This is a genomic window from Arhodomonas sp. SL1, from assembly GCF_052060015.1.
Lineage (GTDB): Bacteria > Pseudomonadota > Gammaproteobacteria > Nitrococcales > Nitrococcaceae > Arhodomonas.
Map to the genome: position 1 here is coordinate 96,589 of NZ_JBPODZ010000001.1, position 25,703 is coordinate 122,291.

The 25,703-nt window shown below is 64.0% G+C and carries 26 protein-coding genes; 22 read left to right on the top strand and 4 right to left on the bottom strand.

Going from position 1 to position 25,703, the window contains the following annotated elements:
* Positions 1–11: 11 nt before the first annotated feature.
* Both ACQ754_RS00405 and ACQ754_RS00410 read right to left on the bottom strand, forming a co-directional pair.
* Positions 12–398: a type II toxin-antitoxin system VapC family toxin gene (locus tag ACQ754_RS00405; RefSeq protein ID WP_440995650.1), complete on the bottom strand. Its 387-nt coding sequence runs from the start codon at positions 396–398 to the stop codon at positions 12–14.
* Positions 382–654, bottom strand: a complete 273-nt coding sequence (locus ACQ754_RS00410; RefSeq protein WP_440995004.1) for a type II toxin-antitoxin system Phd/YefM family antitoxin — start codon at positions 652–654, stop codon at positions 382–384. The genes ACQ754_RS00405 and ACQ754_RS00410 overlap by 17 nt, the downstream gene beginning before the upstream one ends.
* Before the next feature lie 172 nt (positions 655–826).
* Here ACQ754_RS00410 and ACQ754_RS00415 point away from each other — a divergent pair, with 172 nt between their 5' ends.
* Positions 827–2,011: a GGDEF domain-containing protein gene (locus ACQ754_RS00415; protein ID WP_440995005.1), complete on the top strand. Its 1,185-nt coding sequence runs from the start codon at positions 827–829 to the stop codon at positions 2,009–2,011.
* A gap of 32 nt (positions 2,012–2,043) precedes the next feature.
* Here ACQ754_RS00415 and galE read toward each other — a convergent pair whose 3' ends face one another.
* Positions 2,044–3,072, bottom strand: a complete 1,029-nt coding sequence (gene galE, locus ACQ754_RS00420) for a UDP-glucose 4-epimerase GalE (protein ID WP_440995006.1) — start codon at positions 3,070–3,072, stop codon at positions 2,044–2,046.
* A 344-nt stretch (positions 3,073–3,416) separates the two neighbouring features.
* Here galE and ACQ754_RS00425 point away from each other — a divergent pair, with 344 nt between their 5' ends.
* The 11 genes from ACQ754_RS00425 to ACQ754_RS00475 all read left to right on the top strand — a co-directional run bounded on the left by ACQ754_RS00425 (position 3,417) and on the right by ACQ754_RS00475 (position 13,964).
* Positions 3,417–4,775: an MBL fold metallo-hydrolase RNA specificity domain-containing protein gene (locus ACQ754_RS00425; RefSeq protein WP_440995007.1), complete on the top strand. Its 1,359-nt coding sequence runs from the start codon at positions 3,417–3,419 to the stop codon at positions 4,773–4,775.
* Positions 4,776–4,925: 150 nt separating this feature from the next.
* Complete coding sequence (locus tag ACQ754_RS00430; RefSeq protein ID WP_440995008.1) at positions 4,926–5,834, top strand: LysR family transcriptional regulator; 909 nt, start codon at positions 4,926–4,928, stop codon at positions 5,832–5,834.
* Between the two features lie 129 nt (positions 5,835–5,963).
* A complete protein-coding gene (locus ACQ754_RS00435) occupies positions 5,964–6,815 on the top strand; it encodes a carbon-nitrogen hydrolase family protein (RefSeq protein WP_440995009.1) in 852 nt (283 codons plus the stop codon).
* Positions 6,816–6,861: 46 nt separating this feature from the next.
* Positions 6,862–8,088, top strand: coding sequence for an ABC transporter substrate-binding protein (locus tag ACQ754_RS00440; RefSeq protein ID WP_440995010.1), 1,227 nt, complete (start codon positions 6,862–6,864; stop codon positions 8,086–8,088).
* A gap of 78 nt (positions 8,089–8,166) precedes the next feature.
* A complete protein-coding gene (locus tag ACQ754_RS00445; protein ID WP_440995011.1) occupies positions 8,167–9,033 on the top strand; it encodes an ABC transporter permease subunit in 867 nt (288 codons plus the stop codon).
* On the top strand, positions 9,020–10,822 hold the full coding sequence (locus ACQ754_RS00450) for an ABC transporter permease subunit (RefSeq protein ID WP_440995012.1): 1,803 nt from the start codon (positions 9,020–9,022) through the stop codon (positions 10,820–10,822). Before ACQ754_RS00445 ends, ACQ754_RS00450 begins: the two co-directional genes overlap by 14 nt.
* Positions 10,815–11,513, top strand: coding sequence for an ABC transporter ATP-binding protein (locus ACQ754_RS00455; RefSeq protein WP_440995013.1), 699 nt, complete (start codon positions 10,815–10,817; stop codon positions 11,511–11,513). Before ACQ754_RS00450 ends, ACQ754_RS00455 begins: the two co-directional genes overlap by 8 nt.
* A 13-nt stretch (positions 11,514–11,526) precedes the next feature.
* Positions 11,527–11,718, top strand: a complete 192-nt coding sequence (locus ACQ754_RS00460) for a hypothetical protein (RefSeq protein WP_440995014.1) — start codon at positions 11,527–11,529, stop codon at positions 11,716–11,718.
* Positions 11,715–13,067: an amidase gene (locus ACQ754_RS00465; protein ID WP_440995015.1), complete on the top strand. Its 1,353-nt coding sequence runs from the start codon at positions 11,715–11,717 to the stop codon at positions 13,065–13,067. The genes ACQ754_RS00460 and ACQ754_RS00465 overlap by 4 nt, the downstream gene beginning before the upstream one ends.
* A 94-nt stretch (positions 13,068–13,161) precedes the next feature.
* A complete protein-coding gene (locus tag ACQ754_RS00470) occupies positions 13,162–13,479 on the top strand; it encodes a nucleotidyltransferase family protein (protein WP_440995016.1) in 318 nt (105 codons plus the stop codon).
* Positions 13,476–13,964 (top strand): hypothetical protein, encoded by a 489-nt coding sequence (locus tag ACQ754_RS00475; RefSeq protein WP_440995017.1) that lies wholly within the window; start codon positions 13,476–13,478, stop codon positions 13,962–13,964. The genes ACQ754_RS00470 and ACQ754_RS00475 overlap by 4 nt, the downstream gene beginning before the upstream one ends.
* Positions 13,965–14,351: 387 nt before the next feature.
* Here ACQ754_RS00475 and ACQ754_RS00480 read toward each other — a convergent pair whose 3' ends face one another.
* A complete protein-coding gene (locus tag ACQ754_RS00480; protein WP_440995651.1) occupies positions 14,352–15,296 on the bottom strand; it encodes an IS110 family transposase in 945 nt (314 codons plus the stop codon).
* A gap of 305 nt (positions 15,297–15,601) precedes the next feature.
* Here ACQ754_RS00480 and ACQ754_RS00485 point away from each other — a divergent pair, with 305 nt between their 5' ends.
* From ACQ754_RS00485 to ACQ754_RS00530, 10 genes are all read left to right on the top strand, one after another.
* Complete coding sequence (locus ACQ754_RS00485) at positions 15,602–15,937, top strand: MarR family EPS-associated transcriptional regulator (RefSeq protein ID WP_440995018.1); 336 nt, start codon at positions 15,602–15,604, stop codon at positions 15,935–15,937.
* Between the two features lie 287 nt (positions 15,938–16,224).
* Positions 16,225–16,752, top strand: a complete 528-nt coding sequence (locus ACQ754_RS00490; protein WP_440995019.1) for a hypothetical protein — start codon at positions 16,225–16,227, stop codon at positions 16,750–16,752.
* A gap of 165 nt (positions 16,753–16,917) precedes the next feature.
* Positions 16,918–17,307, top strand: coding sequence for a hypothetical protein (locus tag ACQ754_RS00495; RefSeq protein WP_440995020.1), 390 nt, complete (start codon positions 16,918–16,920; stop codon positions 17,305–17,307).
* A gap of 72 nt (positions 17,308–17,379) precedes the next feature.
* On the top strand, positions 17,380–18,750 hold the full coding sequence (locus ACQ754_RS00500) for a flippase (RefSeq protein WP_440995021.1): 1,371 nt from the start codon (positions 17,380–17,382) through the stop codon (positions 18,748–18,750).
* 226 nt (positions 18,751–18,976) lie between these two features.
* Positions 18,977–19,636 (top strand): polysaccharide pyruvyl transferase family protein, encoded by a 660-nt coding sequence (locus ACQ754_RS00505; protein WP_440995022.1) that lies wholly within the window; start codon positions 18,977–18,979, stop codon positions 19,634–19,636.
* A 20-nt stretch (positions 19,637–19,656) separates the two neighbouring features.
* Positions 19,657–20,616: a glycosyltransferase family 2 protein gene (locus ACQ754_RS00510; protein ID WP_440995023.1), complete on the top strand. Its 960-nt coding sequence runs from the start codon at positions 19,657–19,659 to the stop codon at positions 20,614–20,616.
* A 118-nt stretch (positions 20,617–20,734) separates the two neighbouring features.
* On the top strand, positions 20,735–22,126 hold the full coding sequence (locus ACQ754_RS00515; protein WP_440995024.1) for an O-antigen polymerase: 1,392 nt from the start codon (positions 20,735–20,737) through the stop codon (positions 22,124–22,126).
* Between the two features lie 68 nt (positions 22,127–22,194).
* Entirely contained in the window at positions 22,195–23,301 is a 1,107-nt protein-coding gene (locus tag ACQ754_RS00520; RefSeq protein WP_440995025.1) for a glycosyltransferase, read from the top strand.
* Between the two features lie 258 nt (positions 23,302–23,559).
* Positions 23,560–23,754, top strand: coding sequence for an asparagine synthase-related protein (locus ACQ754_RS00525; RefSeq protein WP_440995026.1), 195 nt, complete (start codon positions 23,560–23,562; stop codon positions 23,752–23,754).
* Between the two features lie 18 nt (positions 23,755–23,772).
* The gene (locus ACQ754_RS00530) at positions 23,773–25,701 is read left to right on the top strand and encodes a DUF262 domain-containing protein (RefSeq protein WP_440995027.1); all 1,929 of its coding nucleotides are present in this window, start codon (positions 23,773–23,775) and stop codon (positions 25,699–25,701) included.
* The last annotated feature ends 2 nt before the right edge of the window (positions 25,702–25,703 follow it).

Here is a 25,703-nt window from a genome sequence, read left to right on the forward strand (position 1 = left end):
GATGCGACGTGTCAAACGAGCCGAATGGGACCAGGATAGCGACCGACTGTTTTATCCGCCGTCACCAGGAGCAGGCCTTCTTGTTCCGCCTGCGCTACGAGTAGACGGTCAAACGGGTCCTTATGGATCTCTGGTAGATGACCTACAGCGATCGCGTGCTTACCTGACACTGCCAACTCGCCGTAGCCATTCTCGAGCAACCCCCTTCGCAACACCGCGGCGTCGACCCGGAAGTCCGATCGGTCGAGACCTCGTTTGATCGTGATCTCCCACAGGCTTGCCGCGCTGAATAGCAGTTCGTGGGCCGGGTTCTCGATGAGCTTCACCGCCTCCTTCGGCAAGCGCTCCGGCAGGCCGGCGGCCCACAAAAGGATCTGGGTATCAAGAAGGAGATGCATCATCCGCACCAAATATCGCGTGGATCTCGGCCTCCCCCATGCGGTCGAAGTCCTCCGGCACTTCGATCTCACCGGCTAGGAAGCCGAGTCGTTTGGCCCTCTCTGCTGTAGGGGCATCCACGCGGGATACCCGTGCAATCGGCTTGCCCGCCTTGGAGATAATGAACGGCTCACCGCGTTGGACGGCCTCAAGGAGCCGTGAGAGATTCGTCTTCGCATCGTGGATGTTGACTGTTTGCATAAGTCTCTTCTGCATAAAGGTCTAGTCATACTAGCTTAGTTTATTAGGAATCGAGCCTCAATCTGCGCGCCTGCGTGAATCGACGCAGGGGCCATATCGTCCGCCCTGCTGCATTGAATGATGGCTCGCTGGTAGCGGGATCCCTGTGTCGGCATGCTAGATTACGGGCGTGTCGACAGACAGCCCAATGATCCATCCCTGGACCGGCGAGTTCCGCAACGCCGTCCAGGAACGTCGCTTCCGCCGCCATGTTCGGCCGCGGGTGGTGCGTCAGCTGCGCGCATCACTGCACATCGCGGCACTGTTGTTCATGCTCTTCGGCATCGCCGACTACGCGTTGCTGGGGGCGGACTGGCGGCTCGCGGCGTTGATGACGTTGCGCACCGTGGTCGCCGGCGTGTGCGTTGCGGTGGCGGACGCGGTGGTGCGGCGTCCCACCCGCGCGGAGAGCACCGTATTGGCGAACATCGCGGTGTTCGTCGCCCTCACCGCAGTGGTGCTCATCCTTCCCCTGCGCCCGGCGACCCTGGAGACCCAGCTCCCCGCCGCCATGGTGGTGACCATGGCCGTCTACCTGTTCGTGCCCAACCGTGTGCCCTGGATGGTCGCGCAGAGCCTTTACCTCGCGGTCGGATTCTGCCTGACGGCCTGGGCGCGTGCGCCGATTGCGGTGGAGACGCTGCTCAGCCTCGTCCTACTGTTCATGCTGGTGAACACAGTGGGCTACGTCACCGCGTTGCGGCTGGCGTGGCTGGAGCGTGAGCAGTTCTCCGCACTCCGGGACCAGCGCCTCGCCAACCTGCGCCTGCGCCGGGAAGTGGCAGAGCGGCGCCAGCTGCAGGACAAGTTCACCCGCCTGGCCCAGGTGGATGAGCTCACCGGACTGAGCAACCGGCGCTACTTCTTCGAGCAGGCCGCCGGCATGCTCCGAAAGCGCCGTCACGGCGACCGTGGACCGGTGGTGTGCATGCTCGATGTCGATCACTTCAAGGCCATCAACGACGCGTACGGCCATGCCGCGGGGGACGCGGTGCTCACCGAGCTGGCCCGGCGCTGTCGTGAAGTGCTCCGGGAGCAGGATGTAATGGGCCGCCTCGGGGGCGAGGAATTCGTAGTGCTGCTGCCCCAGACGGATCGGGAAGGCGGCCTGCAGGTCGCCGAGCGCCTGCGTCGGGTGATTGAGGCCGAGCCCGTGGAAATTCCGGGGGGTTCCGAGCCGGCGGCGCTGACCGTGACCATCGGCGTCGCGGCCCTCGACGATGGCGAGGCCGACGTGGACAAGGCCATCCTACGAGCCGACGAGGCCCTGTACCGCGGCAAGGCCGCGGGGCGTAACCGTGTAGTAGCCGATGCGGCCCTCGTCCCTGCGTGATCGGGGACGGGGCATTCGCCTGAGGCAGGCTCCTACATGTTGCGGTAGCCGTTGGGGTTGCGCTGCTGCCACCGCCAGGCATCGGCCATCATTCGCGCGATGCCGAGCTCCGCGGCCCAACCGAGCTCCTGCCGAGCCCGGGAGGGATCGGTCCAGCACTCGGCCACGTCCCCTGGCCGGCGCGGGGCGATGGTATAGGGGATCCGCCGCCCGGAGGCCCGTTCGAAGGCCTCGACCACCTCGAGGACGGAGTAGCCGCGGCCGGTGCCCAGGTTCCACACGCCTACACCCCGGCGCTCCCGGAGCACCTCCAGGGCCGCGAGATGGCCGTGCACCAGGTCCTGCACGTGGATGTAATCGCGCACCCCGGTGCCGTCCCGCGTGGGGTAGTCGTCGCCGAAGACCTGCAGCCGCTCACGCCGGCCCACCGCCACCTGGGTGATGAAGGGCACCAGGTTGTTGGGAATACCGAGTGGGTCCTCGCCGATCTCGCCGCTGGGATGGGCCCCCACGGGGTTGAAGTAGCGCAGCAGCGCCACGGACCACTCGTCGTCCGACGCCGCCAGGTCGGTGAGGACCTGCTCGACCATGAGCTTGGAGCGGCCGTAGGGATTGGAGGGTGTCCCGGCCGGTAGCCCCTCGTGTAGGGGCATCTCCGCCACTTCGCCGTAGACCGTCGCCGAGGAGGAGAAGACGACCCGCTTGACGCCCGCCGCGGCCATCGCCTGACACAGCGTCACCGTGCCGCCGACGTTGTGCTCGTAGTAGGCGAGCGGGTTGGCCACGCTTTCGCCTACCGCCTTGAGCCCGGCGAAGTGGAGCACGTCGGCGATGGCATGCTCGTGAAAGAGCCGGTCCAGTAGGGGGCGATCGCGGATGTCGCCTTCCACGCACCGCGGTGCTCGTCCCGCCAGCCGCGCCACCCGTTCCAGGGCCACCGGGGAGCTGTTGGCGAAGTTGTCCAGCACCACCACCTCGTGGCCGGCCTCCAGCAGCGCCAGCACCATGTGCGAACCGATATAGCCGGCGCCGCCGGTTACCAGCACCATGCCGTCGTTCATTCCCTTGCTCCGTTTCGATACATTCTCGCCCGAGCCGCGAACGCCGACCGGTGATAAGAGCCTGCCCACGGGCAACCCTCGCGCGCAAGGCGCGCCCCTACGCCTAGCTGGTTCGCCGGCTTGGCGATCAGCGAAACGACATTGTCACCCATTGCTCTGAAGCTCCATTGCGGCCCATCGACCGGAAAGCACGACATACTGGAGTGCCGCTGTGACGGATTTCGAGACGGGCACTCGTCTGCGGCGTTTTGCGCTATAAGGCAGTACGCCCAGTCGCGTATTATTCCCGTGTAGCTACGCGGTTCGCGCGAAGATTCATTCTCACCCGGTCAAGGAGGACCGCCATGCCAACGGACCCATACCCGCGGCTCATCCACCACGGTGGCGCCGAGGGCGTCACCGGTAGTTGCCACCAACTCTATGCCGACCCCGAGCACTCGCTGCTTGTGGACTGCGGCCTGTTCCAGGGCCGGGATGCCGCTGATGACCCCTTCGAGCAGCTCACCGTGGGGTTCGACGTCGACACCGTCGCCGCGCTGGTGGTCACCCACGTCCACATCGACCATATCGGCCGGCTCCCCTACCTCCTCGCTGCCGGCTATCGCGGGCCCATCCTCTGCTCACGACCGTCCGCGGAGTTGCTGCCGCTGATGATCGAGGATGCCCTGAAGATCGGTTTCACCCGGGATGGCGCCCTCATAGAGCGCTTCCTCGAGCAGGTGGACCGCCAACTCGTGCCGTTGAAATACGGCTCCTGGCATCGGGTGGTGGACACGCGCGGGCTCGGGGTGCGGGTGCGCCTGGAGCGGGCCGGCCATATCCTCGGTTCCGCCTACGTCAAGGTGGGCGTCCACCAGCGCGACAGTGGCCGCCGGCACCGCGTCGTCTTCTCCGGCGACTTGGGCCCGCGGGACGCCACGCTGCTGCGCCCGCCCCGCTCGCCGCACCACGCGGACCTGCTGGTGCTGGAATCCACCTACGGCGATCGCCGCCACGACAACCGCGCCGGCCGCCAGGAGGCCCTGCGGCGGGCCGTCGAGCGGGCCATCGCCGATGGTGGCACCGTCGTCATCCCCGCCTTCAGCATCGGCCGCACCCAGGAGCTACTCTATGAGCTCGAGGACATCCGCCACCACCACCGCGGTCGCTGGTCGGAGCTCGAGATCATCGTGGACTCGCCCCTGGCCGCGCGCTTCACCCGCGTCTACCGGCGCCTGCGCGATCACTGGAACCGCGAGGCACGACGCCGCCTGCGAAGGGGCCGTCATCCGCTGGCCTTCGATACCCTCTACACCGTCGACGGCCACGACGAGCACGAGCGCACCGTCGCCTACCTGGCCAGGACCGGCCGTCCCGCCGTGGTCCTCGCCGCCAGCGGCATGGCCGCCGGCGGGCGGGTGGTGGACTACCTCAAGGCGATGCTCGGCGACCCGCGCCACCAGGTGCTCTTCGTCGGTTACCAGGCCGAGGGCACCCCCGGCCGGGACATCCAGCGCTACGGCCCCGACGGCGGCTGGGTGGAGCTCGACGGTGAGCGCTACGACATCCGCGCCGGCGTGGCCACCATCAGCGGCTACTCCGCCCACGCCGACCGCGACGACCTCATCCGCTTCGTCCGGCGTATGAAGCGCCCGCCCGGCGAGATTCGCATCGTCCACGGCGAGCCCCAGGCTCGGGCCGCGCTGGGGGAAGCGCTGACCTAGTCGGATTCCGGTAGAACCGCTTCCACGCCCGGGGAGGGGCGTGCGGCGAGCCACCACGCAATAATTGCGCGGGGGGCGAAGTTCGCCTGCGAGGCAGGCTCCTGCGTGGCCGTGCGATGATGGGCGACCATGGTGCGCGGGAGGGGTGGGATGCCCAACGAAGACAAGCTCTTCGCGATGAACTGGAACGACGTCAAGTTCTTCGTGGCGCTGGCGCGCCACGGGAGGCTGACGCGGGCCGCGAAGGCGCTCGGCACCACCCACGTCACGGTGGCCAACCGCATCGCCGCCCTGGAGGAGGCCCTGGAGCTGCAGCTGGTGCGTCAGAGCGGCCGGGGCTTCGAGCTCACCAAGGCCGGCGCGGAGTTCTTCCGCTATGCCGAAGAGCTCGAGCGCCAGCTGATCCTGGGCCTGGAGGGCTCGGAGCGCGACGTCCGCGTCCGGCCCAAGGTCCGCGTGGGGGTCACCGAGGGCCTGGGGGACAACTACCTCTCGCCGCGCATCGCCGCCTGGATGCGCGGCCACGCCCTGGACGTGGACTTCATCTCCCTGCCCAAGTCCACCAGCGTCACCAGCCGCGAGGCGGACATCAGCATCACCCTGGAGCAGCCCCAGGGGGAGTACGTCATCCGCCGGGTGCTCACCGAATACCTCCTCGGCATCTACGCGAGCCGCCGCTACCTGGATGCCCACGGCCCCATCACCAGCCGCGCGGAGCTGGAGATGCACCCCTGGATCGGCTACATCGAGACCATGCTCTTCGCCGAGGAGCTGAAGTACCACTACGAGATCTCCTCCGAGCTCAACTTCATCTTCCAGAGCACCAGCATCCGGGCCCAGCAGCAGGCGGCGCGGGAGGGCCTGGGCCTGTCGATCCTCCCGAACTACATGGCCAAGGACGACCCCAGACTGGTGCGGGTGCTCCCGGAGGTGGAGTTTGTGCGCCACTACTGGATCTCCACCAACCGCGACCTGCACCGTTTCGAGGCGGTGAGCCTGGTCTGGGATTTCATCATTACACAATGCGCCGCGGACCAGGGGTTGCTGTTCCGCGGCTAGGCCCTTTCACGTCGCGTTGTAAGCCGGCTTACATCGGGTGTAACGTTTCTGGCATTCCGCCAGCCCCGGGAAGGCGCTAGCTTGCGGTGAGTAACAGTCCTCAATCTCGCAACGCGCAACGGGTGGGTGATGCAGCAGGATTTTCTGGCGTCTGTCGTCCAGCACGAACCCGGGGATCTCGACCGGCGCCAGCACAACGTCGAGTACATCCTCTCGCGGTTCCACGAGCTCGCCGACCAGGGCAGCCGGCTCGTGGTCTTCCCGGAGGTGGGCATCACCAGCTTCTTTCGCCATGAGGCCGGCGGGCTGCGCCGCTACTGGGAGGAAGGCACCATCGTGTTGGACGGCCCGGAGCTGGCGGCCATCGTGGCCGCCGCCCGGGATCTCGACGCCTACACCGTGGTCGGCTTCGCCGAGCGGACCCCGGTCACCGGTATCATCCACAACAGCGCCGCCCTGATCGGCCCGGAGGGCATCGTCGGGGTCACCCGCAAGCTCCACATGCCGGGCATCGAGAAGCTCTACTACACCCCCGGCGAGGGCGTGGAGGTCTTCGACTGCCCGCTTGGCCGCGTGGGCATCGCCATCTGCTACGACTCCATGTTCCCCGAGTATTTCAAGGCCCTCTCCGACCAGGGCGTGGACATCGTGATCATCACTGGCTCGATCTGGGCCGGTGGCGAGAAGGGCGGCGTCGGCGTGGAGAGCCTCAAGCGCGAGTACTGGTCGGCCCTGCCCATGGTCACCGCCATCCAGAACCAGGCGTTCGTGGTGGCCTGCAACGCCTGCGGGCGGCTGGACATGGGCAGCCGCGCAGGCACCTGGGAGCGGCTTGGCCTGAGCCAGATCGCCGCGCCCACCGGCCGGCGCCTGGCCCGGGCCGGTGAAACGGAGGAGGAGGTGATCAGCGCAACGCTCACCACGCAGGAGTTGGTGGAGGCACGGACGAGCTACCGTTTCCTCGCCGACCGCCTGCTGTGAGCGGCGTGCTGACACCCGCGTGTTCCATCATCAAAGGAGAACGACTATGAACCCTCTCAAACCCCGCACGGGGATGCTCAAGGGCGGCATCGCCGCGCTTTCGCTGCTCGTCGGCGGCGTCGTGCAGGCCCAGGACAGCGTCACCATCGGCGCCATGCATGACCTCACCGGCGGCCTCAACATCTACGGCATCCAGCAGAGCCAGGCCCTGCACCTGGCGGTGAAAAAGCTCAACGAGGACGGCGGCGTCAACGGCCGCACCGTCGAGGTCGTCGAGTACGACACCCAGTCCGACGACTCCAAGTACACCCAGTACGCCCGCACCCTCAACCTCCGCGACAACGTCGTTGCGATGTTCGGCGGCCTGGCGAGCTCCTCGCGGGAGGCGGTCCGGCCGGTGGCGCGCCAGAGCAAGGTGCCGTACTTCTACAGCGCGCTCTACGAGGGTGGTGTCTGCGACCGCTACACCTTCCTCACCGGCGTCACCCCCTCCCAGCAGCTCGGCGTGATGATGGAGTGGGCAGCGGAGAAGTACGGCGACCGCTTCTACGTGGTGGCCCCGGACTACAACTTCGGCACCATCTCCACCCACTGGGTCGAGCAGTACGCCGAGGAGATGGGCGGCGAGGTGGTGGGCACGGACTTCCTGCCCCTGTCCCAGAGCAACTTCTCCAGCACCCTGCAGAAGATCCAGAACACCGAGCCGGACGTCGTCGTGGCCCTGCCGGTGGGCGCCAGCCAGACCTCGTTCTACGAGCAGTTCGCCGCCTCGGGGATGAAGGAGAACATCGGTATCATCTCCACCAACTACGGCTCCGGCAACCAGCAGGTGGTGGTCTCGCCGGAGGCCGGCGACGGCATCTACGCCTCCCAGAACTACTTCATGGTGGTGGATACCGCCAAGAACGAGGAGTTCCTGGAGCTCTGGCGTGAGGAGTACGACGGCATCGACGAGCCCATCATCTCCGAGGCCAACGACACCTGGAACGCCGTGATGCTCTGGGCCGCCGCTGCGGAGGAGGCGGGCACCACCGAGGCCGAGGCGGTGATCGACGCCCTCGAGCAGGGCATCGCCATCGACAGCCCCGAGGGCCGGGTGCAGATGCTGCCCTCCCACCACCTCATGCACCAGGTCTATCTCGTGCGTGGCGACGACAACCACAGCTTCGAGGTCATCGAGCAGTTCGAGGACGTGATGCCGAGCTACGAGCAGGACGTCTGCAACCTGGTGGACAACCCGGAGGTCTCCCAGCAGTTCACGCCGCAGGACTAGGCGGCACGAGCGGCGGCCGCGGCGCGGGTAACCCGGCCGCGGCCGCATCGTTTCGGGCAAGCGCAAGGGGGTGCGCGCGTGGGATTCGATCAGCTGGCCTCAACGGCCCTGACGGCGATATTCAGCGTCAGCTTTCTGCTGATCGCGAGCGTGGGGCTCGCGGTCATATTCGGCATGATGGGCGTCATCAACCTCGCCCACGGCGAGTTCCTGATGATGGGCGCCTACGCCACGCTCATGGCCACCAAGGCGGGGATCCCGTTCCCGCTCGCCGTGGTGCTCGCCACGCTGGCGCTCGCGGTGTTCGGCGCCATCGTCGAGAAGGCGATCATCCAGTTCCTCTACGGGCGATTGTTCGACACCCTGCTCGCCACCTGGGGCCTCGGGATGATCCTCTATCAAAGCGCCATCCTGGTCTTCGGCGCCTCCACCTCGGGCATCGGCCTGCCCATGGGCTCGTTCAGCGTGGGCCGCTACTCCATGCCGGTGTATTACCTCTTCCTCACCGCCGCGACGGTGGTGATCTTCGCCGCGGTGTATCTCATCTTCGTGAAGACCCGCTATGGCATCATGGCCCGGGCGGCGATCCAGAACCCCTCCATGGCCGCCTCGGTGGGCATCGAGACCAAGCGCATCAACACCATCACCTTCAGCCTGGGCGCGGCCCTGGCCGGGCTCGCCGGCGGGTTGCTGGTACCGGCCTTCCCCGCGACGCCGGACATGGGCCTGGCCTTCGTCTCCAAGGCCTTCCTGGCGGTGGTGGTGGCCGGGCCGCTGACGCTCACCGGCACCTTCGCCTCCATGGGCGGGCTCGGTGGGCTGTCCAGCCTGACCAGCAGCATCTACACCTCGGTGGCCGGTGACGTGGCCTTCTTCCTCGTCACCATCGTCATCCTGCGCTTCTTCCCCAGCGGTATCTCGAGGGGGTGGCGTGGCAAGCTCTGACATGCTCGGACGATTCACCTGGTGGGGCATTCCCCTGGTCGTGGCCGCCGCGGTGGCGGCGCTGGGCTGGAACGCGGATCAGTACATCGCCCACATCGCCACCTCCTGGCTCGCCTTCGGCCTGGTGGCCCTGGGCCTGGACTTGGTCTGGGGCAAGGGCGGGGACTTGAGCCTCGGCCACACGGCGTTCTTCGGCCTGGGGGCCTACGCCTACGGCATCGCCGGGACCAACTTGGCGCCGCTGGTGGGCAGCACCGTGCTCATCGGCGTGGTCGCCGGGGCGTTGATCGGGGCGCTCGCGGCGACACTGGTGGCGTATTTCCTGTTCTACGGCCGGCTGGGGCCGCTGCAGACCACCATCATCACCTACACCCTGGTGCTGATCATGTACACCGCCGCCGTCGGGCTGACCTTCCACGTGGGCGAGGCCTACGTGGGCGGCGCCAATGGCATGACCACCGTGCCCATGCTCACCCTGGGCTTCGGTGACGGCGCCGCGCCGCTCTCGCCCCACGGGACGTTCCTGGCCACTCTGGCCGTGGCACTGGTGATCTTCGTCGGTGTGCTGGCGCTGCTGCGCCAGCCCTTCGGCCTGGTGATCAGCGGCGTCCGCCAGAACCTGCTCAAGACCGAGCTGCTCGGCTACGACGTCCGCCTCTACCGTCTGGTGCTGTTCGTCCTCTCCGGCGCCATCGCCGGCATCGGTGGCGCCTTCTACGGCGCCTGGGCAATGTACGTCAGCCCCAACATCTTCAGCGTTACCCAGGCCCTGGTCATCCCCATCTACGTCCTGGTGGGCGGCCGCGGCACGCTGTGGGGGGCCTTCATCGGGGCGGTGTTCGTCGGTGGGCTCTCGTTCTGGCTCGGCGGCGGCGTGGTCGGTGGCCAGACCACCCTGGTGCTGGGTGCCGGGCTGATCCTGCTGATCCTCCTCGCCCCCCGGGGCCTGCTCGGCATCGCCGCGCGCTGGCGCTGGCGCCGCGGTGATGGCGAGGGGGAGGGTGCCACGAGTGCCGTGCGCGGCGATTTGTCCGGCGTCGACGAGCTCTTCGGCCGGGAGGTCTCCGGCCGCGTGATCCTCGAGACCGTCGACCTGCAGAAACGCTTCGGCGGCGTCACCGCCACCGACAGCGTCTCCCTGCAGTTCCACGACCGCGGCATCCACTGCCTCATCGGCCCCAACGGCGCCGGCAAGAGCACCTTCCTCAACACCTGCCTGGGCCTGTTGAAGCCCGACGACGGCCGGGTGCTCTTCGAGGGCAACGACATCACCGGCTGGGCGCCGTACCGCCGCGTCCGTGAGGGCCTCGGTATCAAGCTACAGGTGGCGCGCATCCTCGAGGAGTGCACCGTGCGCGAGAACCTCTGGCTCGCTGCCTACAGCAAGCTCCGGGACAAGGCCGCCGCCGAGCGCCGGGTGCAGTTGGTGCTCGAGACCATCGGCCTCGCCGCCCGGGCCGGGGAGAGCGGTGGCGCGCTCTCCCACGGCGAGCAGCAGTGGCTGGATATCGGCGTGGTGCTCTGCCTCGAGCCCAAGCTGATCTTCCTCGACGAGCCCGCCGCCGGCATGACCGGCGAGGAGCGCCGCCACACCGTGGCCATGCTCCAGCGCATCTCGCAGTTCGCCGGCGTGGTGGTGGTCGAGCACGACATGGACTTCATCCGCGAGCTCGCCGCGCCAGTGACCGTGCTCCACCAGGGTGGGGTGTTCGCCAGCGGCACCATCGACGAGCTCCGCGAGGACGAGCGCGTGCTCGACATCTACCTCGGGAGGCCGACCGATGCTTGAGGTACGCAACGTCTCCGCCGCCTACACCTCCGCGACCATCATCGAGGACGTCAGCCTCGATCTCGGCGCCGGCGAGATCAAGGCGGTGCTCGGGCGCAACGGCGTGGGCAAGAGCACGCTGATGAAGTGTATCGCCGGCGTGCTGCCCGCACTCTCGGGCACGACCTCGCTACAGGGCAAGGCGCTGCCGGCCTCGGCGGCCCGCCGCGCCCGGCTCGGTGTGGCCTACGTCCCCCAGGGGCGGGACATCTTCCCGCGGCTGACCACCACCGAGAACATCGAGGTCGCCGCCCACGCCTGCGGCCACGATGCCCGGGCCGCGGTGGAGGGCGCGTTCGAGCAGTTCCCGGCGCTGCGCGAGCGCGCCCACGTCATGGGCGGGAACCTCAGCGGCGGCCAGCAGCAGATCCTGGCCATCGCCCGGGCGCTGGCGCTCAAGCCCAGTGTCATGCTCCTCGACGAGCCCACCGAGGGCATCCAGCCCTCCATCATCCAGGAGATCCAGGGCATCCTCCGCGAGCTCAACCGCAGCGAGGGCGTGGCCATCCTGCTCGCCGAGCAGAACCTGGACTTCGTCAGCGGCCTGGCCACGGAGTGCTACCTCATGAACAAGGGCCGCATCGAGCAGCGCCTGCCCATGGAGGAGATCCGCCACAACCCCGAGCTGGTCCAGGAGATGCTCGGCGTCTAGAGGAGAGACGGCAATGGAAGACAGGATCGAGGCGCTTGCGCGGTCGCTGCGCGAGCGTGGCATCGCCGCCGACGAGGTGGACACCATCTGCGGCTTCGTCGCCTACATCGACGGCGTCGACGCCATCGACGAAAGGCGGCTGGACGCCGACCTGCCCCTGGCCTACGAGCCGGCGACGGGCGCGGCCGGGGAGGGCGGGGCATGAGCGGCACCACTGCAGAGGGCGTCCTCGCCCTGGGCCGGGCCCTGCGCGACGGCAGCCTGGATTCGGCCACCCTCACCCGGGGCTGCCTCGATCGCATCGCCGCCGAGAACCCACGGCTCAACGCCTTCGTCGAGGTCTTCGAGGCGGAGGCCCTGGCCGCCGCCGAGCGCGCCGACCGCGAACGCGCCGCCGGCACCGACCGGGGGCCGTTGCACGGCATCCCCGTGGCGCTGAAGAACAACTTCGATATGGCCGGCCTGGCCACCACCGCCTGTAGCGAGGCCCTGCGGGACAACGTGGCGGCCGCCGACGCCGACGCTGTGGCGCGGCTGCGCGCCGCGGGGGCCGTAATCATCGGCCGGACCAACATGCACGAGCTCGCCTACGGGGGCACCGGGCAGGTCTCCGCGACCGGCCCGGCAAGGAACCCCCGGGACACCGACCGCCTCGCCGGCGGCTCCAGCAGCGGCTCCGCTGCCGCCGTGGCCGCGGGCCTGGTCCCCGTGGCCCTGGGCTCGGACACCGGCGGTTCCGTGCGCATCCCCTCCGCCGCCTGCGGCCTGGTGGGCCTCAAGCCCACGTTCGATCGCATCCCCACCGGCGGCGTGGTCCCGCTCTCCTGGACCCTGGATCACGTCGGCCCGCTGGCCCGCAGCGTCGCGGACGCCGCCGTCGTCGCCGCCGTCCTCGCCGCGGACGCCGATACCACGGTGCCGTCCCCGTCCCCGGTAGGGCTGCATCTCGGCGTCGCGCGCTTCCCCGATCTAGCGCTCGACCCGGCAGTGGCGGAGCGCTTCGAACGCTCCCTGGAGGCCCTGCAGGCCGCCGGCCACCGGATCAGCCGCTTTGATCTCGAATATACCCGCGAGGCCCACCGCAGCTGGCTCGCCATCATGTACCCGGAGGCCGCCAGCCGGTTCGAGGCGCTGCTCGGCGCGCGCTACGAGGACTTCGACGTCACCATCCGCACCCAGCTCGAGGCCGGCCGCCACGTGGGCGCCACCACCTACCTGCGCGCCCAGCGCTTCCGCGCCTTCTACGGCCGCCACATCGCCGGCATCGCCGCCGGCTACGACCTCATCTGCATGCCGACGCTGCCCACCGTTGCCCCCAAGGTGGGGCAGAAGAGCGTGGAGCTGCCCAGCGGCACCGTCTCCACCCAGGACGCCATGACCTTCTCCAACCTCACCGCCAACATGCTCGGCTGGCCGGCCGTCACCCTGCCCATGACCACCCGCGAGGGCGAGCTCCCGGCGGGCCTGACCCTGCTCCGCCCCGCCGGCCAGGACCACCAGCTCCTCGCCGACGCCGCCGCCGTCGCCCCCATAATCGGCAACAAACCCGTGTAGGAGCGCCCCCCGCGCGCGAAGGTTCATCGCGTAGGGTGCATGGAGCGAAGCGCAATGCACCACGACACGAGCCCGGATAGTCGGCGGTACGGAGGTGCATTACAATCAAGGCATGCGCCTGAGCCCCGAACATATCAAGGCGATCCGTGAGGTGGTACGCCGCGAGTGCGGCCCTGGCGCGCGTGTTCGGTTGTTCGGTTCGCGCCTCGACAATGCGCGGCGGGGTGGCGATGTCGATGTACTTGTCGAGCTAGACGAACCCGTCGAGCGCCCGGCGGTGCTGTCCGCGCGGCTCTCGGCCAGGCTGAGCCGTCGCCTTGAGGGGCGCGCGGTGGATGTCCTCCTGTCTGCTCCCAACGTGGCCCGCGGCCCCGTTCATCGCATAGCCGAGAAGGAGGGGCAATTGCTGTGAGGATAGAGCCCGAGCAACTGGAGCGCCTGCGGTTCCTCGCGCGCGTGGTGCAACGCGAACAACAACACCTACTGAGCACCGATCAGCGCGTGTTCGCTCAGCCATTCACGGCCGCGCGTGCGCGCGGCCTTGCGGAAAACGTGGATGAAGCCGAGCGGGTAGAGGCCTTTGTCAGCCGATTCGGCCGCCTGCAGGACACACTGGGCGATAAGCTGCTTCCTGTCTTCCTCAACGCGCTCGGGGAGCGAACCGGTGCTGTGATCGATAACCTCGATCGAGCGGAAAAGCTCGGCTACATCCCTTCCAGCGACGATTGGCTCGCCCTGCGTAAGTTACGCAGTCAAATGGTCCACGAATACATCGAGGACCCAACGACCTTGGCCGATGCCCTCCAGGCGGGCCATGAATACGTGCCTACCCTGAGCGCGTTCGTCGAACGGCTCATCGACGACCTGCGCCAACGCGGTTGGGTCAAGCCGTCGTAAGGTGCATGGAGCGCGCCCCGCGCGCGAAAGTTCGCCTGCGAGGCAGGCTCCTACATCCCGGCGGTGGCCATTCCCCGCGTAGGGTGCATGGAGCGAAGCGCAATAATGCACCGGGGTCAAACCCCCCGTAGGAGCGCGCCTTGCGCGCAGAGGTTCGCCTGCGAGGCAGGCTCCTACATCCCGGCCCCCACCCTTGCGACGTAATCCTCGCCATGATTCAATCCTATTCATTCAAGGACTGAACACACCGCCAGACGGACCTCCCAAGGTGTCACCGTCCCGGCGGTAGCGTGTCCGAACAGACGGCCCGAGCCGAAGCGATCGACCCCGTAGGGTGCATGGAGCGAAGCGCAATGCACCGGGAGCGAAACCCCCATGTAGGAGATTCTATGTCTGCTCGCAAGGTATATGTGGCTGGTATTCGGTTTGGTTTTTCATCAGCGCGAAGGCGAGGCGAGCGAGCTTTCGGGCGAGGGCATTGAGGGCTTGGACGCATGCGAGCCCGCGTGCGAGGCAGCGCTGGTAGTAGCCGCTCCATGCGGGCTTGGACTTTGCCTGGAGGGCGGCCATGTAGAGCAGTCGCCGCAGCTCTGGGTCGCCTTGTTTGGTGAGCCGACGGCGTGCTCGTTTTTGTCCGGAGTCGCGCACGCGTACATCGAGTCCGAGGAAGGCGACAAAGGCGTCGCTGCTTCGGAAGGCGCCGCGGTGAAAGGCCATAGTCAGGGCGGCGGCGGTGATCGGGCCGATGCCTTCGATTTGTTGACAGCGCCGCCGGTGCGCTGCCCATCCGGCGGTGGCGATGGCCTTGTCCATGAGCCGCTGTAGGGTAGTGTCGAGCCGCTGGATGGCGCGGATCAGTGGCTTGAGGCTGGCCTGCAGTTCGGTCACGCCCCCCAGGCTCTGCTCCAGCATCACGCGGGCGCGAACGAGTCTTGCGCGGCGGCGCAGCAGCTTCTGCAGGCTCTGGTAGCCCTTGGGGGGTGGAGTCCAAGGGGTTAGCTGGTCGTGCTCGCGTTCGAGGTAGCGCACGAGCAGCTGGGCGTCGCCGGCATCGGTCTTGGCGCGGCCACCGATGCTGTCGCGATAGCGATTGAGGCGATAGCCGCTGATCAGGTACACGCGGTGGCCTTGGCGGTGGGCTTCCAGCGCCAAGGCAAGGTGGTAGTCGTTGGTGGCCTCCAATGCGAATGCCGCTGGTGCTGGCAGGCTCTGAAGCCACTCGTGGATCGCCGAGTGCTCGTTGGCGCAGCGCTGGGCGGGCTCGCCATTGACGCTGAGCCACAGCTGCGCTTTGCCGACGTCCACACCGATGAGTTGAGCGGTCACCGACATTGCCATGATCCACCTCCCGGGCTAGCGTGGAGCTGTCTGTCGGGGTACTCACCGAACGCTGGCTTGCCATCTATCGTCGGTGCCGAGCCGAACGATTCCTTATCGGCGTTTGAGGTGAGGGGTGGGACGATGTCTCCTACTGTCTGTGCCATAAGCCAGATGCGCGCCTCGTCCCTCCACCCCGACAGACCCTTTTCTAGGCCTGCCGGGAGAAACATACAAGCGCGCCGCGCGCGCGAACGGTCATCGCGTAGGGTGCATGAAGCGAAGCGCAATGCACCATGTCCCCCGGGCCCTATACCCAAATGTCCGACACCACCCGCTACCACCTCCTCAAGCTCCTCGAGACCAACCCGGGGATGAACCAGCGTCAGCTCGCCGAGGCCATGGGCGTATCGGTGGGCAAGGTGAACTACGTGCTCAAGGGGCTCAAGGAGAAGGGTCTGGTCAAGGCGGAGAACTTCCGGCGCAGCGACAACAAGCTCGCCTACCTCTACAAGCTCACGCCCAAGGGCGTGACGGAAAAGGTGCAGATCACCCGGCGGTATCTGGCCCGACGGATGATGGAATACGAGAGCATCCGCGAGGAGATCGCCGCGCTCCAGGCCGAGCTCGGCGAAAACGCGGACAAGAACTCGTAGGAGCGCGCCCCGCGCGCGAAGATTCGCCTGCGGGCAGGCTCCTACATCCCGGCGGCGGCCATTCCCCGGCTAGGGTGCATGCAGCGAAGCGCAATGCACCGGAGCCCCGGCGGATTCCGGCCTTCGGCCTTCATCCGCCCTACCGCCCCCGACGGCGTAGACCGCTTCCGCCAACAGGAAGTCAGACGGTTGCAAGGCGAGCTCCGCGAGTGCCGGGAACGAATCGACCCGAACCGTGGCAGCAGCGGACTGACGGAGAGCGGCAAGACACGGAGGGAGGATCGGCCATGACCCTGGGTTTCGAAGGGATTGCCGCGTTGCTCGGACTCTACATCCTCTGGGCCTGGCTTTACCGTCAGTACCGCATCGACAAGACCCGCGCGATGCTCTTCGCGCAGCGCCACCGCCTCTTCCTCCTGGCGGCGGATGGGCGCATCGATTTCAACGCACCGGCGTACCGCGAGGCAGAGCGGCTGCTTAATGCGCTGATTCGGCAGACACACCAAATGACCCTGGTGCGCTTCCTTGTCATGCGCCCGTTCCTGGACCACGCAGAACAGCGGGACGAGGCATCACGCATCCACGACGCCGTGGAGTCCCATCCGGACGAGACCGTTCGGGACGAGCTGCGGGAAATCCTCACCGCAGCCGGGGCGATCAGTCTGGCGCAGTTGGCGATGTCCTTTCTGCTGACGTGGACGCTGTTCCAGGTCGCCTACCACATCGCCGCGACAAGGCGGTGGCTGGAGAACAGCGGTCCCCAGCGATTCTCCCGCCAGATCCGACGACTGGAAGACGAAGCGCTCGTGGGCTAGGCGGCCCGAAGGAAGGAGATCGCCTGCGAGGCAGGCTCCTACACCCCGGCGGTGGCCATTCCCCGCGTAGGGTGCATGAAGCGAAGCGCAATGCACCGGGAACCAACCCCCCGGTAGGAGCGCGCCTCGCGCGCGAACGTAGGAGCCGGCCCCCCGGCGAACGCTATGCTCAAACATATGCACAACGCCGAGCTCATCGGCGAATGGCACGACGCCATCACCGACGCGGACACCCGCGAGGCCTTCCTCTACATCGTCGGTTGCGCCGCCGCCTTGCGCGGCTACGAATGCCACCCCCAATGGAAGGGCGAGGTCCGGGACTTCCGCTTCTACCGGGCCGGCAGCAGCGAGCAGCCGTACTCCTTCATCGTCAACCAGCGCTGGCTACTGTTCTATTTCCGCGCGCCGGGCGTCAGCACTCCAGGCTTCTCGGGAGCGAAGCTTCAAGAAGCCTTTGAATCGGCCAAAGAGAACTCGGCGGGTGAGTGGACCGTCAAGGTTCGCAGCATCGATGATGTGAAGCGCCTTTGGCGAGCGATCGGTTTTTCCGACTAAGTGCCCTGTGCGCGTACTTGGCAATGCAGGGAGCCACCATGTGTCAGGGGCGGACTAGGGGGCGTCTGCCGGATGAATGATGTCCGTGCGGGATGGGCACAGCAGCTCCGTCGGCTGACTAACGGCGACGGTCTGCGCGCACAACTCATCCGGGGCGGCATCGGCAGCCTGGTGATCAAGGCCGGGCACGCGGTGCTCGCGTTTCTCGTGGCGGTGGCGCTGGCGCGTACGCTGGGGCCGGAGGGCTACGGGGTCTATTCCTTCGCCCTGGCCATCCTGATGCTCACGGCCATCCCCGCCCAGGTGGGCGTGCCGCAACTAATCATCCGGGAGACCGCCAAGGCGCAGGCTGACGGCAACTACGGGCTGATGCGAGGCCTCTGGCGCTGGGGGAATGTCGCCGTTGCCTTATTCTCCCTGGCGGCTCTCGTGGTGGTGGGCGGGATACTGCTGTTCACCGACGTGGGCGGTGACGGCTCACGGGTGGCGACCCTGACCGTGGGCATTGCCCTGATCCCGCTGATCGCCCTGGCCAATGTGCGCGGGGCCTGTCTGCGGGGTCTGCGCAAGGTGGTGCAGGGCCAATTCCCCGAGAGCATTATTCGGCCCGCGCTACTTTTGGCGCTGGTGGGTATCTGCGCCGCCTTCATCGTGTCGGAAGAGGGGATGACGGCCCAGCAGGCAATGGGGCTGTATGTGACGGCGGCGGTGATCGCATTCGTGGTCGGTGCCTGGCTGTTGCGGCGTTCGCGGCCGGCGGAACTGGCGGAAAAGCCGGAGCCGATTTATGAATTCGGTGCCTGGCGCATGGCGGTTATACCGCTCGCGCTCATTACCGGGCTCCAGTTGATCAACAACTACGCGGACCTAATCATTCTGGGTATCTTCCGCTCGGACGAGGAAGTGGGCATCTACCGCGCCGTATTTCAGGTGGCATTGCTGGTAATCTTCGGGCTGCAGGCTATGAACCAGTTGGCGCTGCCCCATATTGCGCGATTCTATCAGCGGGGCGACCAGGAGCGGCTTCAGCGACTGGCGACGACGAGTTCTCGAGCTATTTTGCTGTTGGCATTGCCGCCGGTTTCTCTCTTTATCCTATGCGGAGAAGAATTGCTGACTTTGGTGTTTGGCGACGAATATGCCGTTGGTGCGCCGGCGCTAACAATTCTTTCTCTCGGTCAACTTTTGAATGTGGTTGTTGGGCAGGTTGGCCCTCTTCTTAATATGACCGGGCATGAACGAGATGTTATGCAGGGGTTTACTGGTGCCGCATTAATAAACTTAGTGTCCAACTTTGTCATGATCCCATTTATTGGAATGGCTGGCGCCGCCACTGCTACCGTCATCTCTCTTGTTTGGCTGAAGTTTTACTTAAGATTTAAAGTTAAAAAGAACCTTGGTATTGAGACGCTCGTAATTGGCGCCAAGAGAAAATTTCAATAAGCCACTAAATATTTATTTTTCAGCAATTGGATGTTCTAACTGACTTGATTAAGTTCGGCAATTTATGAGTAACTTACTTGTTCATTGGTCATCAACGGCTGAGACGCGTACTAATTTCGGTGATGCGCTTAATCGTCCACTTATAGAGAAGCTTACATCATGTTCCGTGTCGCATGCGGGTAGACCGTTCGCTTTTCGGTCGCCTTTCAAGCCGATTCTCGTTGGAATGGGCAGTATACTTGAGTCTGCAAAGTTTATAGAGAGAGTCAGCGGCCGAAATGTTTTTGTCTGGGGCGCGGGTTCAAAGGGATTGTTAAATTCTTGTTCTCACCTTGGAAAAGCTGAGATTTGCTCGGTGCGAGGTCCTCTTACAAGAAGTCTACTGTTGCGACTAGGTGTCAAGGCAGTTCCTGAGATATATGGTGATCCAGCATTGCTGGTTCCTTACCTTTGGGATGAGGTTGAGGTGGACTCAAGGCATGGCCCGGTTCTTGTTATCCCGCATTATAAAGAATTGGATTTAGCAAGGAAGGTGTTTACTGAGCGTGATTCAGGGGTATTTGAAATATTGGATCCCAGGTCCCCAATTGCTTTCGTAATTAAAGCTGTTGCTGGTTCTTCTGCCGTGCTTTCCTCGTCGCTCCATGGTTTGATATTGGCCGACGCTTATGGTGTCAGGAGCTCCTGGTTGAGCTTTAGTGATCGGCTCGGAGGGGGCGACTTTAAGTTTGATGACCATCATTTGGGAATCTGGGGGCGAAAGAGGAGAAAGTTTGTTGTTAGGGGAATGAAGGATGTCGACTGTGCCGCGGCCAATGTTGAACGTCCCCCGCGTGTTGATATTAATCCTATTATTAATAGTTTTCCCTTTCGGTTGGTGTCTTAATCTTGGAAGGCGTGTCTTTCATGGACGCTTCTTCGCCCTATAATCGAGACTTCGTTAAGCGAGTTTCAGTAGTAATCCCCTCGTACCGGCGCCACGAAGAAGTAGTACGCGCGGTAAGAAGCGCGCTGGACCAGACGCTGCCACCCATGGAAGTGATCGTCTCCAACGACGGCCCGGATGCTGAAAAAGATCGTCTGCTGTCTGCGCTGGATGATGAGCGGGTTCGTTTCCTCGAAGCTCCGCGTCGGGGCAATGCCTCCGCAACACGGAATTACGGGATTTGGCGGGCGAAGGGGGACTGGGTGGCGCTGCTGGATGACGACGATGTATGGCTGCCGCGTAAGCTTGCGGTGCAATTTGCGGTGCTTGGAGAGGCAAGCCTACGCGAAGCGATTGTGGTCGGTCGAGAGGCGGTTTATTACAACGGCCGTCATTTTTTTGACAGGCCTCGGAAAGCTGTTCCTTTGGGTCTGCCGATAGATCACCTTCTTTTTTGTGGCTATGGCGGAGTTAATACCTCCACGGTGCTTGCACCTACGGGCGTTTTCCGCGAATACGCCTTTGAGGAAGACTACGAGGTTCAGGAAGATATAAGCTGGATGCTTCATGCCGGCCAGGTGCTGCCAGTGATCGTGGCCAATGAGGTTGTGTGTGAGCGCCATCTGAGGCCGGGTGAGGGGCTGAGCCGTCCGGGTGGGGCCTTATTCAGCCGCAGGTGGTATGAGGACCACCGTCATCTGATGAGTGCAGCAGCCCGTACGGGTTTTCTTACTCGAACTTTGAGTAAACAAGCGGCCTGTGATCGAAAAGCCGAAATGCTTCCATGGCTATTCAAAGAATTGCGTGCCCACGGGAAACTTTCGGCGGGGAGCGTTTGGGTATTGGGGCGGCCCTGGATCATCCCACGTCGCGTAAGATTTTTTATCCGAAGTATCGTCAGTATCGTCAATGGATTAGGACGTCGCACGGACACCTTTTGAGGACATCGATGATAATAATGGAAGGGAATGCAAGCGGAGATTCACGATGAGCCCGTGGCTTCGGCGGCCAAGGGGATCACCGTTCGTCGCCATGACGCTCGCCGAGAGAGGCTGCGTCTTGGTTCTGCTCGTGATAATGGCTGTGGTGACCTTGCCATACTCGTTGATGTCAGCAGAGGGCAGCCGGATGGTCTTGTATGGTGCGTTTAGTGCGTACCTTATGGCATTAGCCTTGCCATTTACGCTGGCGCGTCCGCGACCATCGTTCTTCCACCCCTTGATGTTCTACGTGCTTTGGGTGGGTGTGATGGGCCTTCTGAAAGGCGGGGTAGTCTTGCCCGCAGTTGGCCTTGATTATCACGTGGCTTTACGCGCGACCGGATCCGAGCTCAACGCCGTCGTCGCGACGTCGTTCCTGCTCGAGGCGATGGCGATAGTCAGTCTTGTCATCGGGTATGCTATTTGTCCTCGGATTTCCGTGCCGGTGCTTTCGGAGCGGCGTGCTAGGGCGCCCGCACTCAAGTCAGCGATGTGGGTAGGATTAGCGGGCTGTGGCGTGCTGACTCTGGCGACTATCGGTGGCGGCCTAGATCAGGTGCTGATGCAGCGCGGTCTCCCGTCCGATGAAAGGATAGGCGCGCAAATCGGATCGCACTGGAATCTGCTTGCGAGCATTGGTGTGATGGCGCCGTTGGCGTGGATTGCATGCGATGGGCGGGCGGTGCGCCGACCGGTGTTTTGGGTTCTCGTGCTCGCGGCGCTAGCATTCAAATTCGCCGCGACGGGGTCAAGGGGCGGAACGATTGGCCCGCTGATCATGATCGGAGCGGTATGGATGCTGCATTATCAGAAAGTGCCCTATAAAGCGATTGCCGTCGGCGCGGTCGTCTCCCTGATTACAATTGGTGGTCTTGGAGAGTTTCGTACAGCGACTATGCGCGCGGATGCACTGGATGCGGTGGCACTGGAATTTGGAATTGCTGAGGCGGTGGAGGCTTCCGTATCTGAGATGCAGCGGTTAGCGGGTGCGAACAACGGGCAGTTGGCGGTGCTTGGCGCCGTTCCGGAACGCGTGCCCTATCTGTATGGCGAGTCCTACCTTTCAATCCCGTTCGTAATTATCCCTAGCGCTCTGTGGGGAGAGAAGCCGCCTGCAGTAGGTCGGATGAATTCAACCCAAATATTCGGTAATCCACTGAATACAATTCCGGCGGGGCCGGTCGGGGAGGCATATTGGAATTTTTCGTATCCGGGCGTTTTTATTCTTTTTCTTGTCTATGGCGTGATCATGAAGGTGGCGGTGCTGTTATACAAGGCAAATCCACGGAATCCCGTAGTGATTATCGGGTTTATTTGCTTAATCTTTTATTTCCAGCCAAACTCCGATCATGTATACAGCTTTGTGCACGGCTTCTTCCCGGCTGTACTCATACTGATGACCTATTTCATAGGATCAGCGAAGCGACATAGAGTCTTGCCGAGGCGAGATTGGCATATGCAAGGGGTATAAAAAGAGTGACCAGAATGATTGCTTATATAAGCAATCCTCGCGGATTGACCGGAGGTCCGAGGCGGCTGTTGAGCCTCGCCAGTGCTGCGCGTAAGGAAGGTGTGGAGGCTGTGATCGCGACAAGCTGGGACACTGACCTGCGGCGCGCTGCACAAGAGATGGGGTGTCCGGTAATTGAGGTCGGGACGGGTGAAGTATTGTCGCGTCGGGGCGGTGTATTGCTCAAGGGCAGCATACTATTCCGTTTGCAGGTTGTTGCCAATTTGCTTCGCCAGAACATTAGGGTTTGGCGCATCATCAATGGGTACGGAGGCGAGGTTGTATGGATCCGGTCTAGCAAGGGGTTCGCGTTTGCCGGTTTAGGTGTTGTGCTGAGCGGGAAGCCCATTGTGTGGGATATAGACGGCGAGCCGAGAACGACAGGGCTGGTCGCGGTGCTGCTCCGCCTGGGGTTGGCTTGGTCGTCGCGAGTTATTCTGCAATATCGAGCTGCCGCCGATGCTATTTTCGGCGATAAGGCGGCTGCGCGATATAAAAAGAAGATTAGGGGCCTCGTTCCGGGGATTCGGCTGGAAGTCCTTCCCAGAAAGGATTGGGATGACCTGGAGCGCGCGGGACAGAAACGGCCACTCAGGATTATTCAGGTTGGAGCACTGTGCGAGAACAAGAACCAAACTTGGACCGTTTGTGCGTTAGGGGAGCTGGCTTCCGGGACGGGTCAATTCGAGGTGCGCTTCGTGGGTGGGACGTTGGAGGCAGCTTACGAGACGCGAGTGCGCGAAGACATCACCGCACAGGGCCTGGATGAGGTAGTGCGTTTTGAAGGCTGGCGTGACGATGTACACCAGCTTATGTCCGAGGCTGATTTGCTCGTGATGCCTTCGAAGGATGAGGGTGTCCCGAACGCCGTACAGGAGGCTATGGCGATTGGCCTTCCCGTTATGGTGAGTGATCGTGGCGGAATGCCTGAGATCGTGCAACATGGTCAAACGGGCTGGATCCTGCCGTTGAATGATCCGGCAGCGTGGTCGCTCCAGATTCAGGAGTGCCTTAAATCTCGCGAACTTTGTAGCCGCATAGGCCGGAATGCGTCGGAGTATGCCAAGGCGCATTTTTCCGTGGAAGCGTGGGGCCGTGAATATTGCGAACTAATTCGTGCCGCTATTAAGCCGTAAGGACGATTCCTTTCCGCTAAAGAGGTGTGTGTCGCGGGGGCGGCGACCGTTTGTTGAGTTGGTGCGGTGTGTAGGTGTACGGAGACCGTCCGGGCAGGGGGTTATGGCGGTGGGGGCGACTCTCGGTCGCTACTGTATTTTCCGCGGGGGCCTTGCGTTCCGGAATGGTTGAGGGCGGCTACCGCATTCATGCCATCGTACGAGATTTATCAGCTGACGCGGATAGCAGGTCTACTGCGCTAGGTGCTGAATGGCTAGGTGCCGCGGGAGCTGATGGATCGGCGCAAGATCGGCTTCGGCGTGCTCAGCAAGCATTGGTTGCGCGGTCCCCTTCGGGAGTGGGAAGAGGAGCTGCTGGGCGAGCGACGGTTGCGGAACGAAGGTTTCTTTGACCTCGCCGCATCCACGGGATGTGGGAGGTGCGCGTCTCCGAAATGTTCTAGATGTGGTTGAGAGAATGGCGCTAAAGGGATGAGTGAACTGATAACCTTAGAAGAACTGTTCCAAGAGCATGGAGAAGATCGTTTCTTCCAGGTCCCCGATTACCAGCGGAGCTATTCCTGGGAGAACGAACACCGAGAGGATTTGCTGGAGGATATCTCCGACCTCCTGTTGCACGATGCGACGCACTTTACGGGGACGGTGGTGGCGGCGCGGCCCGATGAGCCGGATGGGACCTACCAGATAGTGGACGGTCAGCAACGGTTGACCACCTTGGTCCTGCTCCTTGGCCGCTTAGCGTTGCGGCTTGAGGCGCTCGGAGATTCGGAGGGGGTTGGGGGCATTGATCTGGAAGAGGTGCGCGACCGTTTCATCCGTAGCAGGCAACGTGTCGGGGCTACCCGGCCGCGGCTGGAGCTGAATACGGATACGACGGCGTTATTCCGAGAGCTGTGCCTGAAGTCGGAGATCCCGAACGAACACATCCCGCCGAGGAATAAGGCGGAGACCAACCTTTTGCAGGCTGCCCATCAGGTGGATCGATACCTGAAGGCGTATGACCGGGAGCGCCTGGAGGCGCTGCATCATGCCGTGACCCGCCGTATGGGGTTTCTCTTCTATGCCCCGCGCAACGGCACCGAAATCGGCTTGATGTTCGAGGTGATCAACAGTCGCGGTAAACCGCTAAGCGAGCTGGATAAGGTCAAGAACTTCCTCATCTACTACGCCAACCGCCACGGGATGCCGGATCTGCATGAGCAGGTGAACAAGGCGTGGGCGGGCATTCTTACCGACCTCAATGCCGTGGGAATGACCACCAACGACGAGGAGCAGATGTTTCTCCAGTCCTGCTGGGTTCCCTTCGGTGACCCGCGGGCCCGCAAGAGCGGCCCGGTTTACGAGGGTCTCAAGGCACAGGTCGCGCAGGAGTCCCGTGAAGGGGGTTATCGTCGGTTGTCTGCATTCGTGCGGTTGCTTCGGCACGGAGCCCAGACTTTTCGCGCGCTCTACAGCCGGAAGGCGGTCTCGGAGAAGACGGCGGAATCGATCTGGCGGGAGCGTGTGTCGTTCCATCCACGGCTCGCTTCCGTGCTGCCGCTGCTCGTCGCCCTTTACTACCGGGAGAGCAATGGCGAGAGACGTGCCGTTACTCTGGAGCTCATCGAGAAGCTCAACTTCCGGTATTACGTCCTAGGCATTGCGAGCCGCTCCGATTCACGCCAGAGCGAGCTGTTTCAGCTTGCGTATGACTATTTCCACGGCGATCCCAACGTGCCCGGTGGCGAGTTCACCACGGAGTCGCTTCAGGAGCGCCTGCGGGCGTTTGTCCGTGAGAACGCGGACCGCCGCCGGATGATCAAGAATCTGGTCCTGGAGGCTGACGAGTCCTGGGACTTCTACGAGTGGCCGGGATTGAAGTTCTTCCTCGCGAGCTACGAGCAGTCGCTCTGCGAATCGAAGCGGCACAGCAAACCACTGCCCGAGCTGCTGAGCCGGCGTGACCCGGATACGTACAACGATTTCTACCACCGCGAACACATCGTCGCGCAGAACGACCAAGAGGATATCGACGCAGAGTCCGCTGATTACATCAAGCGCCGGCTGGGCAACTTCGTGCTGATGCGTGAAGGCACGAACAAGGCCGCCTCCGACGGACGTGCCGTCGACAAGATCCAGGACACATACGAGGCCACCGGCATGAACCGTCTGTACCAGGTTCAGGAGCTCCAGGAGTTCCTGGATCGGGCCGAGGCGTATGTCTGGAACGAACGCGGCTGGAAGGTGGAGGCGAAGGGCTGCCGCGACCAAAGGTTGCGATACCTGATGGATCGGCGCGAGGAACACTTGGTGGCCTTCGCCTTGGAGCGCTGGCATGTGCCGGGAGCGGACCCGGAAGAGCTGCCGACCGTGCGTGTGGATTCGGTCTTCACGGACGGGGCAGTGTGGCAGCGCGCATAGGG

Bases quoted from the DNA above. Each gene is read 5' to 3' on its own strand.
- ACQ754_RS00405 (WP_440995650.1), bottom strand. From the start codon at position 398: ATGCATCTCCTTCTTGATACCCAGATCCTTTTGTGGGCCGCCGGCCTG.
- ACQ754_RS00410 (WP_440995004.1), bottom strand. From the start codon at position 654: ATGCAGAAGAGACTTATGCAAACAGTCAACATCCACGATGCGAAGACG.
- ACQ754_RS00415 (WP_440995005.1), top strand. From the start codon at position 827: ATGATCCATCCCTGGACCGGCGAGTTCCGCAACGCCGTCCAGGAACGT.
- galE (WP_440995006.1), bottom strand. From the start codon at position 3,072: ATGAACGACGGCATGGTGCTGGTAACCGGCGGCGCCGGCTATATCGGT.
- ACQ754_RS00425 (WP_440995007.1), top strand. From the start codon at position 3,417: ATGCCAACGGACCCATACCCGCGGCTCATCCACCACGGTGGCGCCGAG.
- ACQ754_RS00430 (WP_440995008.1), top strand. From the start codon at position 4,926: ATGCCCAACGAAGACAAGCTCTTCGCGATGAACTGGAACGACGTCAAG.
- ACQ754_RS00435 (WP_440995009.1), top strand. From the start codon at position 5,964: ATGCAGCAGGATTTTCTGGCGTCTGTCGTCCAGCACGAACCCGGGGAT.
- ACQ754_RS00440 (WP_440995010.1), top strand. From the start codon at position 6,862: ATGAACCCTCTCAAACCCCGCACGGGGATGCTCAAGGGCGGCATCGCC.
- ACQ754_RS00455 (WP_440995013.1), top strand. From the start codon at position 10,815: ATGCTTGAGGTACGCAACGTCTCCGCCGCCTACACCTCCGCGACCATC.
- ACQ754_RS00460 (WP_440995014.1), top strand. From the start codon at position 11,527: ATGGAAGACAGGATCGAGGCGCTTGCGCGGTCGCTGCGCGAGCGTGGC.
- ACQ754_RS00465 (WP_440995015.1), top strand. From the start codon at position 11,715: ATGAGCGGCACCACTGCAGAGGGCGTCCTCGCCCTGGGCCGGGCCCTG.
- ACQ754_RS00480 (WP_440995651.1), bottom strand. From the start codon at position 15,296: ATGTCGGTGACCGCTCAACTCATCGGTGTGGACGTCGGCAAAGCGCAG.
- ACQ754_RS00485 (WP_440995018.1), top strand. From the start codon at position 15,602: ATGTCCGACACCACCCGCTACCACCTCCTCAAGCTCCTCGAGACCAAC.
- ACQ754_RS00490 (WP_440995019.1), top strand. From the start codon at position 16,225: ATGACCCTGGGTTTCGAAGGGATTGCCGCGTTGCTCGGACTCTACATC.
- ACQ754_RS00495 (WP_440995020.1), top strand. From the start codon at position 16,918: ATGCTCAAACATATGCACAACGCCGAGCTCATCGGCGAATGGCACGAC.
- ACQ754_RS00500 (WP_440995021.1), top strand. From the start codon at position 17,380: ATGAATGATGTCCGTGCGGGATGGGCACAGCAGCTCCGTCGGCTGACT.
- ACQ754_RS00505 (WP_440995022.1), top strand. From the start codon at position 18,977: ATGGGCAGTATACTTGAGTCTGCAAAGTTTATAGAGAGAGTCAGCGGC.
- ACQ754_RS00510 (WP_440995023.1), top strand. From the start codon at position 19,657: ATGGACGCTTCTTCGCCCTATAATCGAGACTTCGTTAAGCGAGTTTCA.
- ACQ754_RS00530 (WP_440995027.1), top strand. From the start codon at position 23,773: ATGAGTGAACTGATAACCTTAGAAGAACTGTTCCAAGAGCATGGAGAA.